The organism is Streptomyces sp. YKOK-I1 (assembly GCF_054660435.1).
The window spans coordinates 9,152,139-9,166,550 of the sequence record NZ_BAAGDR010000001.1 but is presented as its reverse complement, the minus strand read 5'-3'; the positions used below and the strand labels follow the sequence as shown (position 1 = coordinate 9,166,550).

General features: G+C 73.0%; 10 protein-coding genes. 2 read left to right on the top strand and 8 right to left on the bottom strand.

Annotated features, from left to right (window positions below):
* Positions 1-13: 13 nt before the first annotated feature.
* Together ACYQ8Q_RS40845 and ACYQ8Q_RS40840 are read right to left on the bottom strand one after the other, a co-directional pair.
* Entirely contained in the window at positions 14-1,873 is a 1,860-nt protein-coding gene (locus tag ACYQ8Q_RS40845; RefSeq protein ID WP_460071967.1) for a cellulase family glycosylhydrolase, read from the bottom strand.
* Between the two features lie 94 nt (positions 1,874-1,967).
* Positions 1,968-3,926: a GTP-binding protein gene (locus ACYQ8Q_RS40840; protein ID WP_460071965.1), complete on the bottom strand. Its 1,959-nt coding sequence runs from the start codon at positions 3,924-3,926 to the stop codon at positions 1,968-1,970.
* Between the two features lie 147 nt (positions 3,927-4,073).
* Here ACYQ8Q_RS40840 and ACYQ8Q_RS40835 point away from each other — a divergent pair, with 147 nt between their 5' ends.
* Entirely contained in the window at positions 4,074-5,192 is a 1,119-nt protein-coding gene (locus tag ACYQ8Q_RS40835; protein ID WP_460071963.1) for an XdhC family protein, read from the top strand.
* Positions 5,193-5,335: 143 nt separating this feature from the next.
* On the opposite strand, the gene ACYQ8Q_RS40830 is transcribed toward ACYQ8Q_RS40835, so the two are convergent.
* The gene (locus tag ACYQ8Q_RS40830; RefSeq protein ID WP_460071961.1) at positions 5,336-5,836 is read right to left on the bottom strand and encodes a metallophosphoesterase family protein; all 501 of its coding nucleotides are present in this window, start codon (positions 5,834-5,836) and stop codon (positions 5,336-5,338) included.
* 215 nt (positions 5,837-6,051) lie between these two features.
* Here ACYQ8Q_RS40830 and ACYQ8Q_RS40825 point away from each other — a divergent pair, with 215 nt between their 5' ends.
* On the top strand, positions 6,052-7,980 hold the full coding sequence (locus tag ACYQ8Q_RS40825; RefSeq protein ID WP_460071959.1) for a glycosyltransferase family 2 protein: 1,929 nt from the start codon (positions 6,052-6,054) through the stop codon (positions 7,978-7,980).
* Positions 7,981-8,112: 132 nt separating this feature from the next.
* Here the strand turns inward: ACYQ8Q_RS40825 and ACYQ8Q_RS40820 are convergent, their stop codons facing one another.
* The 5 genes from ACYQ8Q_RS40820 to ACYQ8Q_RS40800 all read right to left on the bottom strand — a co-directional run bounded on the left by ACYQ8Q_RS40820 (position 8,113) and on the right by ACYQ8Q_RS40800 (position 14,400).
* Positions 8,113-8,916, bottom strand: a complete 804-nt coding sequence (locus tag ACYQ8Q_RS40820; RefSeq protein WP_460071958.1) for a class I SAM-dependent methyltransferase — start codon at positions 8,914-8,916, stop codon at positions 8,113-8,115.
* Entirely contained in the window at positions 8,913-9,794 is an 882-nt protein-coding gene (gene rfbD / locus ACYQ8Q_RS40815; RefSeq protein WP_460071956.1) for a dTDP-4-dehydrorhamnose reductase, read from the bottom strand. Before rfbD ends, ACYQ8Q_RS40820 begins: the two co-directional genes overlap by 4 nt.
* The gene (gene rfbB, locus ACYQ8Q_RS40810) at positions 9,791-10,759 is read right to left on the bottom strand and encodes a dTDP-glucose 4,6-dehydratase (RefSeq protein WP_460071955.1); all 969 of its coding nucleotides are present in this window, start codon (positions 10,757-10,759) and stop codon (positions 9,791-9,793) included. The genes rfbD and rfbB overlap by 4 nt, the downstream gene beginning before the upstream one ends.
* A complete protein-coding gene (locus ACYQ8Q_RS40805) occupies positions 10,756-11,823 on the bottom strand; it encodes a glucose-1-phosphate thymidylyltransferase (protein WP_460071953.1) in 1,068 nt (355 codons plus the stop codon). Before ACYQ8Q_RS40805 ends, rfbB begins: the two co-directional genes overlap by 4 nt.
* Positions 11,824-11,976: 153 nt before the next feature.
* Positions 11,977-14,400 carry a SpoIIE family protein phosphatase gene (locus ACYQ8Q_RS40800; protein ID WP_460071951.1) on the bottom strand — a complete coding sequence of 808 codons (2,424 nt, stop codon included), beginning with the start codon at positions 14,398-14,400 and terminating at the stop codon, positions 11,977-11,979.
* Positions 14,401-14,412 lie beyond the last annotated feature (12 nt).

Here is a 14,412-nt window from a genome sequence, read left to right as displayed (position 1 = left end):
TGTGCTGCCGGGGCTATCCGATCTTCGAGGCCACCCACGCCGCCAGTTCGCTGCGGGCCGCGGCCAGCAGGGTCGCGGACGGCGAGGTCGCGCCGTTGGTCACCAGCGCGTAGTGCAGGACACCGGAGTCGGTGGTGCTGAGCAGCAGTCGGCGGCTGCCCGTCCCACCCGGTTCCACGGTGGCGCCGATCTTCGTCGAGGAGGAGTACGCCGACGGCCCGTACACCGTGCCCAGGTCGGAGACGACCGTGGTGGACGCGGTCGGGAAGGACGCGGGCAGATGCAGTTCCGTCGGCGCCGTCCCGCCGTTCGAGCGCCACACGAACACGCTGTACTGGCCGGAGCCGACCAGCGAGGCCACGTTCGGCAGGCTGCTGGGGACCGGGTTCCAGGTGAGCGTGGTGGAGCCGTCGCGGGAGCGGTCCTCGTAGGTGAAGGCGACGGTGGAGCCCGACGTGGCGCTCGGGTACACCCGGTCGAGGAGGCGGGCGTCCTGACGGAGCGTCGCCACCCCGCTGTCGTCCAGGCGTACGGCCGAGAGGTCCTCGTCGTTCCAGGCGTCACCGGAGGTCATCACCTTGTCGGCGTTGTCGTTCATCAGCTCGTGGTGCCGCCCGTTGTAGATGTCCCACTGCCACTGCGAACCGGACAGGACCGGTCCCGAAGTGGCCGGGGTGGTCCACCAGTTGGCGCCCTTCACCCGTGAGTCGAGGGCCTGGTACATCGCCTTGAGCACGGTCGGCGCCTTGCCGGCGGTGCTGCCGTTCAGCGGGTGGCCGAACTCGCTGACGATGGCCGTCGTGCCGAGCGCCGAGGCGCGGTCGCGGACCGTGCCGAAGTCGCTCACGTACTGGCCGTCCTCGGCGTTGCCCCACATCAGGATCCCGGAGATCGCCTTCTGGTCGTAGAAGTGGGTGTTGAAGACGTACCGGGAGCCGATGGTGCCGGCGTCGAGCAGGCCGCCCTCCTCCTTGCTGACGTTGCCGTTCCAGAAGAGGTTCGGCTCGACGAAGGCGGGCTTGTCGGTCCAGCCCGCCGCGTCCATCCGGGCCCGGAACTTCACGTAGAAGGGCCACAGCAGGTCGCGTTCCCAGGTGCGGCTGGCCTGGCCGGAGTCGTAGGTGCCGGCGTAGGGCTCGTTGTACGGGTCGAAGCCGAGGACGCCGGTGAACTCCTCGGTGCTGAGGTTCGCCTTGATGTACGCCATGGTCTTCTGGGCGGTGGCCAGGAAGTAGTCCTGGAGGCCGTAGGTGTTGTGCCAGAAGTCGTACTGGGCCTTCGTCACCGCGCTGTTCTGGGTGATGTTCTGGCCCCACACGAAGCAGATGCCGCAGGACTCGGTGGGGTAGCCGCCGAGCGCCACCGCCCACGCGGGGGCGCCGTCGCCGGTGTACCAGCTGCCCGAGTTGAACAGCCAGCGGGAGTACAGGTCCTGATGGAAGTCGGGGTAGACCCGGATGCCCGCGTCGAGGAAGGCCTGCATCTGGGCGGTGGCGGAGGCCAGATAGGTGGTGTCCACCTGGCCCTTCACCGGTTCGGCGTAGGCCCAGGAGAGCAGGAAGCGCACGGCGTTGCCGCCGCCGAGGGCGCGCAGGGCCGTCGCCGACTTCCTGGCGTCGGCGACCGAGGCGAAGGGCAGACCCTTGTTCTCGGCGAGTTTCGTCTCACCGGAGACGTTGTAGCCACGCAGTACCACCTCACGGCCGTTCGCGTCGACGAAGCGGCCGTTCGACACGGTGAGCGCCGTGCCGTCGAACGAGAGGGAGTCGGGGACGGTGGCCGCGGCGGCGGGCGTGCCCGCCGCCGTGAGGAAACCGCAGAGTCCGCAGAGGACAACCAGAACAGCGAGCAGACGTGCCCGGACATTCGGCATGTCCACTACAGTCGGGCGCTTTCCGGACACCGTCAATACATCTGACTCACGAGTAAGGTTGAACGTTGTTCACCTCTTGCGCCCATCGCGCACCTCACGCGCCCGTGCGGCCCGTCACGTTCAGCAGGTACTCCTTCCGGTCGAGCGGGTTGTGGTCGGTGCGCGGCCGCTCCGGGACCGTCCCGTCGGCCACGGGCGCGTAGTGGTCGAAGGCGCTCTCCCACTCCCCCTCGCCCCTGGTCAGCCCTGGGATGCGCTGCTCCAGTCCGTGCACCCGGGCGGCCGGCACCGCTCCCTCCAGCAGACACCGGCCGCCCCCGGTGTCCGTCGACCGCGGTACGGCCCGCAGCGCGGCCAGCACCGGCAGCAGCGCGCCCAGTGTGTCCGCCGGGGCCCGCAGCCGGAAGCGGTGCATGGGCTCGTACACCCGGGTGCCCGCCCGGCGCAGCGCCTCGACCAGGACCAGCGGGGTCAGGCCCCGGAAGTCGTACCCGGTGCTGGACATGCTCTTGTCGAAGCCCTGGTGGGCGTGGCTCTGGCGGGGCCAGTAGCCGCAGTGGGTCATGGTGACCGCGCAGTCGGTGACCTGCCAGCCGTGCAGGCCCTGGCCGAGGGTGGCGCGGACGGTGTCCTCCACCGCCTTGAAGAAGGCGTACGGCATCGCACCCAGCTCCACCTCGAGTCCGAAGGTGACGCCGGTGCCGGGCGGGGCGGGGTCGACGCGCAGGCCCACCGTGGCGAGGAAGGGGTTGGCGTCCTTCTTGATGAACTCGGCGGCGGCCCCGCTCCCGGCCGGGCGTTCCACACACAGCGGTGTCGTCCCCCGGAAGCTGACCCGGAGGCCGTAGTCGTCGGCGAGGGTCGCCTGGACGACCTCCTTCTGCACCTCCCCGTACAGGGACACCGAGGTCTCCTGGCGGACCCCGTCGTGGCGCAGGGCGATCAGCGGGTCCTGTTCGGCCAGCTGGGTGAGGGCCAGATGCAGGGAGCGCCGGTCGGTGTCCGCGTCCGGGACGACGACCGACTCCAGGGTCGGGGGTGCGAACACCCGGCCGTGCTCCCGGTGCGGTGCGCCGAGGCTGTCGCCGACGCGGATGTCCGTGAGTCCCCACAGCCGGGCGATCCGGCCCGCCGTGACGGTCTCCTCGTACGCGTCGGTGCCGTGGTCGAAGACACTGATCGCGGTGACCTTGCCCGTGGTCTCCCCGTACGGCACCCGGTCGCGGGTGTGCAGGGTGCCGGAGAACAGACGGGCGTAGGCGATCTTCTCGCCGGCCGGTCCCCGCTCCACCTTGAACACCGATCCGGACAGCGGACCGTCGGGGTCCCCGTCCGCGCGGGGCAGCAACTCCTTGATCCCTGCGATGAGTTCGGGCGCCCCGGCGCCGGTCGCGGCGGAGCCGAACCAGACCGGGTGGACCACCGCGCGGCGGGTCCCGTCGAGGAGCGCGGCATGGATCCGCGCGGGGGTGAGGGTGCCGTCGACGTACGCGGCGAGCAGCTCGTCGTCGTGCTCGGCGAGGACGTCCGGCGGCACCAGAGCGGGGTGGAAGGCGGCCTCGCGCGTCCCGATCCCGCTCACGGTCCCCATCGGGACCACGGGCACCGCCAGCTTCTCGGTGAGTTCGCGCAGCACACCGTCCTCGCGGGCGCCACGCCGGTCGATCTTGTTGACGAAGACGAGCGTGGGGATGCGCAGCCGGCGCAGGGTGCGCAGCAGGATCCTGGTCTGCGCCTGCACGCCCTCGACGGCCGACACCACGAGAACGGCCCCGTCGAGCACGCCGAGGACCCGCTCCACCTCGGCGATGAAGTCGGGGTGGCCCGGGGTGTCGATGAGGTTGACGGTGACGTCGCCGACCGGGAAGGAGACGACGGCGGACTTGATGGTGATGCCGCGCTGCCGCTCCAGCGCGAGGGTGTCCGTCCGGGTGCTGCCGTCGTCGACGCTGCCGAGCTCGTCGATGATCCCGGCGGAGTGCAGCAGCCGCTCGGTGAGGCTGGTCTTACCGGCGTCGACGTGGGCGAGGATCCCGAGGTTGAGCAGATGCACGAGGTGTCATGTCCTTTGGAGTGGGGGTCGTTCCTTCCGGGGTGGACATGAACGCAGTGCGCATCTCTTGCTCCTGATCTTCCGGTGCCGTTGCCCGCGCAGTGCACCAGAGCGGCGGGCGGGACCGCAACGGATTAACGTGCAGACGTGCGCGAGATTCTCCCGGTGCTGAGCGGGTGGTACGGCGCCGGTGTGCCGTTCGGGCTCGCGACCGTGGTCGCGGTCAGCCGCAGCGCGCCGCGGGCGCCGGGGGCGGCGATGGCGGTGGGGCCGGACGACGAGGTCGTGGGCAGTGTGTCCGGGGGCTGTGTGGAGGGCGCGGTGTTCGAACTCGCCCAGGAGGTCGTGGCGAGCGGGCGGGCCCGCCTGGAGACCTTCGGGTACAGCGATGCCGACGCGTTCGCGGTGGGGCTGACCTGCGGCGGGGAGCTCACCGTGCTGGTACGGCCGGTCATCCCCGCGCGGGATCCCGCCTTCGGTGTCCTCGCCGCCTCGGTCGCCGCGGGCGAACCGGTGACCCTGGCGACCGTGACCGACGGCCCGGCCGCGCTCGGCGCCGCCCTCGCGGTCCGGCCGGACCGGGCCGCGGGCTCGCTCGGCACGGAGGGCCTGGACGCGGCGGTCACCGCCGACGCGCGCGGGGAGCTCGCCCTGGGCGCCACCGGCCTGCGGCACTACGGGCCGCGCGGGCAGCGGCGCGAGGACGCGGTCACGGTGTTCCTGCACTCCTTCGCCCCGCCGCCGCGCATGCTGGTGTTCGGGGCGATCGACTACGCGGCGGCCGTGGCCCGCATCGGTGACTTCCTCGGCTACCGGGTCACGGTGTGCGACGCGCGCCCGGTGTTCGCGACCCCGAGCCGCTTCCCGGAGGGCGTCGAGGTGGTCGTGGACTGGCCGCACCGGTATCTGCGCGGCACCCCGACGGACGAACGCACGGTGATCTGCGTCCTCACCCACGATCCGAAGTTCGACGTGCCGCTCCTGGAGGAGGCGCTGCGCCGGCCGGCCGCGTACATCGGGGCGATGGGCAGCCGGCGCACCCACGACGACCGTCGGCGGCGGCTCGTCGAGGCGGGGCTGGGCGAGCCGGAGCTGGCCCGGCTGCGCTCCCCGGTCGGGCTCGACCTCGGCGCCCGTACGCCCGAGGAGGTCGCGGTGTCGGTGGCCGCCGAGATCGTCGCGCTGCGCTGGGGCGGCACGGGCGCTCCGCTGACGGGGACGGCCGGGGCGATCCACGGCCACCCTCCGGAGGATATGCCCAATTAACCCAAATCAGGGCGTGTGGGACGGGCGGATGCTGGGTAGTGGCACGTTCATCCATCCCCGCGAGGGAAGGAGGTCCGTGAAGCACAGCAGACTCGCAGCAGCCGGGCCGCCCCCGACCGTTTCGGCCGGGCGCGGCCCGGTTCTCAGCGGGGCGGCAGCCGGTGCAGGACGACGTCCGTGAGCCGGCCGCCCGCCGCGGTGGCGGTGAGATAGGTGCAGTGCGGCTGACGGCGGCGGTCCGTCGGGGAACCGGGGTTGAGCAGGCGCAGTCCGCCGGGGGCGGTGCTGTCCCAGGGGATGTGGCTGTGGCCGAAAACAAGGACGTCGAGTTCGGGGAAGCGGGCGGTGCAGCGGGCCTCGCGCCCCTGGGCCGGGCCCGTCTCGTGGATCACGCCGAAGCGCAGCCCGCCCAGCTCGGCACGGGCCACCTCGGGCAGCCGGGCGCGCAGGTCGGGGCCGTCGTTGTTGCCGTACACCCCGATCAGCCGTCGGCTGCGGCTCTCCAGCAGATCGAGGGTGGCGACGTCGACCCAGTCCCCGGCGTGCACGACGACATCGGCCTCCGGAAGCGCGGCGAGCAGCGGGCCGGGGAGTTCCCTGGCGCGTTGGGGCAGGTGGGTGTCGGACATCAGCAGGAGTCGCACGGGGCCAGGCTACGCGTGGCCGGGCCGCGCCTCCCCCGACCGGACCAAGGCCGGAAATCGGCTCTGCGGCCCCGTTCCCCCGCAACCGGCGGGCAACGGCGGGCAACGGCTCATGAACGCTCGGGAACAGGACAGGTGACCGAGGGGCCGCGGAGTTAGCATCGGGCCACGCTCATCCGCCCTACGGCGCAGATCCCAAGGGGGCCAGGAGCCCGATGCCGGTCAAGGTCAGCGTCATCGTCCCCGTCTACAACCCCGGTCCCTACATCGAGGACTGTGTCGCGTCGCTGCTCAGGCAGTCGCTGCCGCCCGACGCCTACGAAGTGATCTTCGTGGACGACGGCTCCACCGACGCCACCCCCGCCCGTCTCGACGCGCTCGCCGCCGAGGATTCCCGGGTGCGGGTCATCCACCAGGAGAACTCCGGCTGGTCGGGCAAGCCCCGCAACGTCGGCATCGACGCCGCCCGCGGCGAGTACGTCATGTTCGTCGACAACGACGACCACCTCGGCGACGAGGCCCTGGAGCGGATGTACGCGTACGGGGTCGCCAACGACGCCGACGTGGTCGTGGGGAAGATGGTCGGCCGGGGCCGCGGGGTGCCGGTGGAGCTGTTCCGGGTGAACCGGCCGAAGGCGAGCGTCGAGAACGCGCCGCTGATCGACAGTCTCACCCCGCACAAGATGGTCCGCCGCGCGTTCCTGGAACGCACCGGGCTGCGCTTCCCGGAGGGGCGGCGGCGCCTGGAGGACCATGTCTTCGTCACCGAGGCCTATCTGCGCGCGGACAACGTCTCGGTGCTCGGCGACTACGTCTGCTACTACCACGTACGACGGGACGACGACGCGAACGCGGGCTTCCAGCGCTTCGATCCGGCCGGGTACTTCAAGAACCTCCGCGAGGCCCTCGACGTCGTCGAGAGGTACACCGAGCCGGGCCCGCTGCGCGACCGGCTCTTCCGGCGCTGGCTGCGCGTGGAGATGGTGGAGCGGCTGCGCGGCCGGAAGTTCCTGAACCTGCCCGAGGACTACCGCAAGGAGCTGTTCGGGGAGATCCACGCGGTGATCGTCGAGCGGTTCGGACCGGGGGTGGCGGCACCGCTCCAGCCCACCCAGCGGGTGGTCGCCGCACTGGTGACGGACGGGCGTTACGACGATGTCGTCGCGTTCGCCGAGTGGGAGTCCGGGGTCGCGCTCACCGTGGACCCGGAGGACGTCCGCTGGCAGGACGGGGTGCTGCGGATCGCGTTCGCCGCGGAGCTGACGCACGACGGCGGGCCGATGACGTTCCCGGCCGCCGGGGGCTCCCCGCAGTGGCCGCCGAAGGACGTCGGCGAGGCGGTGCGGTGGCTGGGCGAGGACACGGTCGGCCGCTTCGGCAGGGCCCGGCCTGATCTGCTGCTGCGCGACCGGGCCAGTGCCGCGCAGTACTTCCATCCGGTCGAGGTGGTCCGGGAGACGGTCCCGGCCGGGGACGGCAGCCGGGTGCGGCTGGTGCTGCGGGGGACGGCGACCGTCGACCCCGCGGACCGGGCGGTGCTGCCGGGCGACGGGCTGTGGGACGCGTATGTACGGGTCGGGCTCGGCGGCTGGACGAAGGAGCTGCGGCTGGGCCCGGCGCCGCGTCACGACCGCCCGGAGCCGCCGGCCGCCGTCGTCGCGGGGCGCGTGGTGCTGCCGTACTGGACCGACCGGCACACCAGTCTCGCGCTGGACATCGGCCGCGCGGGCCGGCGGCTGGGCCTCGGCCGGCTGGTGCCCGGGGACGTCACGGTCGCCGGGGAGCGGATCGGGGCGGACCTGCGGCTGCATGTGCCCGTCCGCACCGGGGTGCTGCTGCGGCTGAGCGGGCCGGGTTCGCACGACGTGCCCGCGGTGCTGCTGCCCGGCGGGCGGCTGGAGGCGTCGCTGCCCGTCACCGACCTCGTGGGCCGTACCTGGCGCACGGCGCTCTGTCTGACGCCGGACGGGCCCGAGGTGCGGTTCCATCCGCTGGCGGTGGCGCTGCGGGTGGGGTCGGACGGGGTGCGGGCCGTGGCGGCGCCTCGGCCCGGGAGGGTGCGGAGGATGGGTCGGCGGGTGCGGTGGGTGTGGCGGCGGGTGCTGGGGCTTGTCGTGCGGGGTGGGGGGCGCGGGGAGCGCTGAGGCCGTCGTTCGGGTGCGGGTGCGTCGTGGCTGGTCGCGCAGTTCCCCGCGCCCCCAAAAAACCACGCCCCCAAAGAGCCGGCGGAATCCCCGCGCCCCTGGCCAGAGGGGGCGCGGGGACTCCGTCGGTGGTCAGGGGGCGACTGATACCTGGGTCAGGGCGGTGCGCAGGGCGTCCCAGCCTCGGGTGCGGGGCAGGTGGCGGTTGCGGGCCCGGGTCAGGGGGCGCCAGAAGCCGGCCTGCAGGAGGGTCTCCGGTGGGACCGCGCGGACGCGGTCGAGGACCGTCTCGGGGACCTTCTGCGGGTCGGGCACGTCGAACTCGGCGAGGATCTCGTCGTACCGCTGACTCAGTACCCGGCTGCGCGGGTCGGCGCCGAAGACGAGGAGCTGGCCGGTGGGCTGGGTGTCGACGAGGACCGTGACGAGGTCGGGGCGGTGGCGGGCGAGGATCTCGGTGAGTTTGTAGACGTCGCCGGTCCAGGCGGTGGTGTGGCGGTCGCGGGCCGCCTCGTCGGCGCTGCGCGGCAGCATGTCGTCGAAGACGATCACGCTCGCCCAGTCGGAGTGCCGCTCGACGTTGATGAAGTCGCGCAGCGCGTACTCGAACAGGTGCATGCCGTCGATGAAGGAGAGGTCGAGGACGGGGCGCCGCCAGTGGCCGAGGGCCGGGCGGCCGCGGCGCAGGTTGCGCCATGGGTGCCGGCCTCCCCTGAGGTGCTGGAGGGGGTTGTCGCGGGCGAAGAAGTCGTCGCTGGTGGCCTTCACCAGATGGACGTCGCAGCGGATCTCGGAGGTCACCTTGAACGCGGGGTCGACGGCGATGCTGGGGACCCGGGACAACCGCAGGCTGCGGCCGTCGTTGACGCCGATCTCCAGGTAGTTGCGGGTGGCGGTGACCTTGTGCAGTTCCCGGAGGAACTCATGGCGTTTCACGAACGGACTCCTTGGGTCTCCTTGCGGATGAGCGGCAGTGCGGTGTGCAGGGCGGTGCGCCAGTCCCGCAGGGGGCGCAGGCCGGTCTCCCGCCAGCGGCCGTGGCCGAGCACGCTGTAGGCGGGGCGCGGGGCGGGCCGGGGGAAGGCGTCGCTGGTGGTGGGGCGCACCCGGTCGGGGTCGGCGTCGATCAGGCGGAAGATCTCGCGGGTCAGCTCGTACCAGCTGGCCTCGCCTGCGGCGGTGGCGTGCAGGATGCCGGTGGCGGTACGGCCGGTGCGTGGGCCCAGGTCGGCGATCCGGGCGGCGACGTCGGCGCTCCAGGTGGGCTGGCCGCGCTGGTCGTCGACGACGTCGAGGGTGTCCCGGCGGGCCTCCAGACCGAGCATGGTCCGCACGAAGCTGGGGCCGTGGACGCCGTAGAGCCAGGCGGTGCGCAGGACGACGGAGGCGGCCGGGAGGGTGGTGAGGACGGCCCGCTCGCCGGCGAGTTTGGTGCGGCCGTAGGCGGTGCGCGGGGCCGGGGGGTGGTCCTCCGGGTAGGGGACGGTGGCGTCGCCGGCGAAGACGTAGTCGGTGGAGACGTGGATCAGCCGGGCGCCGTGCGCGGCGCAGGCCCGGGCGAGCAGCCGGGGGCCGTCGCCGTTGATCCGCAGCGCGCGGGCCTCGTCGCTCTCGGCGTCGTCGACGGCGGTGTAGGCGGCGCAGTTGACGACGAGGTCGGGCCGCTGCGCGGCGACGGCCCGGTCCACCTGGTCCGGGCGGGTGATGTCCAGGCCGGCGTGGTCGAGGCCGGTCACCTCCTCGCCGCGCCGGGCGAGTTCCGCGACGGTGTCGCGGCCGAGCAGTCCGGCGGCGCCGGTGACGAGCCATCTCATACGGTCCGCGCTCCCCGTTTCAGCGGCTCCCACCAGTCGCGGTGGTCCCGGTACCAGGCGACGGTGTCGGCGAGACCGGCCGTGAAGTCGTGCCGGGGCCGGTAGCCGAGTTCGGTGCGGGCCTTGGTCCAGTCGACGCTGTAGCGCAGGTCGTGGCCCTTGCGGTCGGGCACGTGGTCGACGCGGTCCCAGTCGGCGTCGCAGGCCGCCAGCAGCAGCCCGGTCAGCTCCCGGTTGCTGAGTTCGGTGCCGCCGCCGATGTTGTAGACCTCGCCGGGGCGGCCCTGGGTGCGCACGAGGTCGACGCCCCGGCAGTGGTCCTCGACGTGCAGCCAGTCGCGGACGTTGCGTCCGTCGCCGTACAGGGGGACCCGCTCGCCGTCGAGGAGGTGGGTCACGAACAGCGGGATGACCTTCTCGGGGAACTGGTGCGGGCCGTAGTTGTTGGAGCAGCGGGTGACCCGTACGTCCAGGCCGTGGGTGCGGTGGTAGGCGAGCGCGATCAGGTCGGAGGACGCCTTGGACGCGGAGTACGGGGAGGTGGGGCCGAGCGGGTGGCCCTCGGGCCAGGAGCCGGTCTCGATGGAGCCGTAGACCTCGTCGGTGGAGACGTGCACGAACGGTCCGACACCGTGCCGCAGGGCCGCGTCGAGCAGGGTCTGCGTGCCGAGCACATTGGTGCGGACGAACGTCCCGGCGCCCTCGATGGAGCGGTCCACGTGGGACTCGGCGGCGAAGTGCACGATCTGGTCGGCGTCGGCGGCCAGCTTGTCGACGAGGTCGGCGTCGCAGATGTCGCCCTGCACGAACTCCAGCCGGGGGTGGCCGGCCGGCAGGTTGGTGAGGGTGCCCGCGTAGGTCAGCTTGTCCAGGACGGTGATGTCGAGGGCGGTGTCGCGGGCGAGGAGGCCGCGGACGTACGTGGAGCCGATGAAGCCGGCGGCTCCGGTGACGAGGAGGTTCATGTGTGGATCTGTACCTTGCTGTGGTCGCCGAGGACGAGACGGTGGGCACTCGGCACGCCGGGCGCCGGGGTGACTTCCACGTGCCGGCCGATCAGGGAGTTCTCGATGCGGCCCACGCCGTCGATGGAGGAGTCGCGCAGCACGATGGAGAACTCCAGCTCGCTGTCGGTGATCCGGCAGTTCTCCGCGACGGAGGTGAAGGGGCCGACGTAGGAGTCGCGGACCTCGGTGCCCGCGCCGATGACGACGGGGCCGACGACACGTGAGTTGACGATCCGGGCGCCCGCCTCGACGACCACCCGGCCGACGGTCTCGGAGGCCTCGTCGACCTCGCCGTCGATCCGGGGTTCGAGGCCCTCCAGGACGGTCCGGTTGACCTCCAGCATGTCGACGACGTTCCCGGTGTCCTTCCAGTAGCCCTTGATGATCGTGGAGCGGACGTCGGCGCCGTCGTCGATCAGCCGCTGGATGGCGTGGGTGATCTCCAGCTCGCCGCGCCGGGAGGGCCGGATCGTGTGCACGGCCGCGTGGATGGCCGGGGTGAACAGGTAGACGCCGACCAGGGCGAGGTCGCTCTTGGGCCGGTCGGGTTTCTCCTCCAGACCGACGACCTGTCCGTCCGCGTCGAGTTCGGCGACGCCGAAGGAGCGCGGGTCGGGGACCCGGGTGAGGAGGATCTGGGCGGCGGGGCGGACCCTGCGGAACTCGTCGACGAGGTCGGTGATGCCGCCGACGATGAAGTTGTCGCCCAGGTACATCACGAAGTCGTCGTCGCCGAGGTAGTCGCGGGCCACCATGACCGCGTGGGCGAGGCCGAGGGGCCGCTCCTGCGGGATGTAGGTGACGGCGAGGCCGAAGCGGGAGCCGTCGCCGACGGCCGCGCGGATCTCGTCGGCCGTGTCGCCGACGATCACCCCGACCTCGGTGACGCCCGCGGCGGCGATGGCCTCCAGGCCGTAGAAGAGCACGGCCTTGTTGGCCACGGGGACGAGCTGTTTGGCCGAGGTGTGGGTGATCGGCCGGAGTCGGGTACCGGCACCGCCGGACAGCACGAGAGCCTTCATCGCCTCACCTCTGCCCCCGTAACCCCGGGATGCCTGGATCGTGGTGGTTGTCTGCCTTTGGTCCTCACCCCTGACGATGTTCCATTCCGGGCCGGAGCGCATCCCGGACGGGGTACCGGGGCACGGACACGTCAACGGTCAGCGGTCCAGGGGTCAGCGGTCCAGGGGAAGCTCGGCCCACACCTGTTTGCCGCCGCTGACCGGGAGCGTGCCCCAGGTCTCGGAGACGGCCTCGACGAGGAGGATGCCGCGGCCGCCGGTGGCCTCCCAGCCGAGGTTGGGTTTGACGGGGGTGCGGGGCGAGGTGTCGGTGAGGGCCACCCGCAGCCGGTTGCCGGCCAGGGTGAGGTCGAGGCGGACCCGGCCGTCGGTGTGCACCAGGGCGTTGGTGACGAGTTCGGAGACCACGAGCAGGGCCGTGTCGACGGCGTCCCCGGTCACGCCCCAGGAGCGCAGGGTGCGCCGGGTGAAGCGGCGGGCCTGGCGGGCGGCCTCGGGCACGCGCCACACGGTCCAGCCCTCGCGCAGGGGTTTGACCGCCATGCCGTCGTAGCGCATCAGCAGCAGGGCCACGTCGTCCGCGCGGTGGGCGCCGGCGAGCAGGGCGTCGGCCACCAGACCCAGATCCGCGGGGTCGGAGGCGGACAGCTCCTGGGCGAGCCGGGCCAGGCCGGTGTCGATGTCGAGCTGGGCGGACTCCACGAGGCCGTCCGTGGTCAGGGCGATCACCGTGCCGGGCAGCAGCCTGAGCGGGGTCATCGGGAACTCGGTGCGGTCGAGCACGCCGAGCGGCGGGCCGCCCTCGCCCTCGGCCAGCTCGGTTGCGCCGTCCGGGTGGCGCAGCACCGGTGGCGGGTGTCCGGCCCGTACGCACCAGCCGGTGCCGGACTCCATGTCGATGTCCACGTAGGCGCAGGTGGCGAAGAGGTCGGTCTCCAGCTCGGTCAGCAGCCGGTTGGAGTGGGCGACGACCACGTCCGGCGGGTGGCCCTCGGCGGCGTAGGCGCGCAGCGCGGTGCGCATCTGGCCCATCAGGGTGGCGGCACCGGCGCTGTGGCCCTGGACGTCGCCGATGACGAGGGCCACATGGTGGTCGGGCAGCGGGATCACGTCGTACCAGTCGCCGCCGACCTCCAGCCCGGCGGTGGCGGGCAGATAGCGGGCGACGGCGACCCCACCGGGGAGCACGGGCAGCCGGCGCGGGAGGAGCTGGCGCTGGAGCATGCCGACGAGTTCGTGCTCGGCGTCGAAGGCGTGGGCGCGCAGCAGGGCCTGTCCGGCGAGCCCGGCGGAGGCGGTGAGCAGGGCGCGTTCGTCGGGGCCGAAGTCGTGCGGGCTGTCCCAGCCGATGAGACAGGCGCCCAATGTCCGGCCGGCGGCGGGCAGCGGCAGGACGGCGAGGCCGCCGGGGCCGACCTCGGCGAGGGCGGGTTCCAGCTCGCCGGCGCCGGCGGGCCAGATCCGGGCGCGGCCCTCGCGCAGCGCGGCGGCGAGGGTGGGCATGGCGCGCACGGGTGCGTCGGGCCATTCGCCGCGCCATTCCGAGCGCCACAGCTCGGGCCAGGCCTCGGGGTCGGGCGGGTCGAGGACGATGACGACGAGCCGGTCGTTCTCCAGTTCGGCGAGGGCGATCCGGTCGGCGCGCAGCGGCTCGCGCAGGGCGGTGACGACGGCCTGGCTGACGTCCCGGACGGTGCCGGCGGTGGCGAGGGCGGCGGCCAGGCGCTGCACCCGGGCCACGTCGGTGACCTCGGCGCGCAGGCTGGAGGCGTCGGCGACGGTGCCGACGAGCCGGGGCGGCCGGTCCTCCCCGCCGGGCAGCAGCCGGCCGCGCAGCCGCAGCCAGCGGGGCGGGCCGTCGGGCCGGAGCACCCGGAACTCCAGTTCGCGGTCGCCGATCGACATGTGGTCGGCCTCGACGACGGACATCAGCGAGGGCAGGTCCTCGGGGACGGTGCGGGCGAGGAGGGTCTCCACCCGGCCGTCGAAGTCCTGCCGGTCCATGCCGAACAGCTCCAGGAGCGCGTCGCCGACCTCGACGCGACCGGTGTCCATGGCGAGGCCGAAGGAGCCGGCGCCGGGTTCGTCCTCCGTGTCGGGGGCGGGGGGTGCGGGCGCGGCGAGGGCTTCCGCGACGAGGGCGAGGCAGGTGCGGTCGTCGCCGTCGAAGCCGGTGGGGCGCTCGCTGACGGCGAGCAGCAGACGTCCGCCGTCGCCGGGCACCGGCAGGGCGGCCAGCCGGACGTCCGGGGCGCCCTCGGCGAGGTGGTCCGGGCCGAGCCACACCGGCCGCCCGGTGCGGTGGGCGTCGGCGACCGGGGAGCGGCCGTCGGCGGGATAGCTCTCGCGCAGTCCGTACAGGGCCCCGGGCACACCGGCGGACTCGGTCAGCCGGAGCGGTCCGGCGTCCTCGCCGGGTGCGTAGAGGGCCGCGAGGGACGCCCCGGTGAAGACGAGCGCCTGTTCCAGGACGCGCCGCGCGCGGTCCGGGGCGGCGGGATCGGCCGTGATCGTCTTGAGGGCGACTTCGGCGCGCACGGGTCCCGCTCCGCGCCCCGCAGCACCCTCACTGACCACGTCCGCAATTAC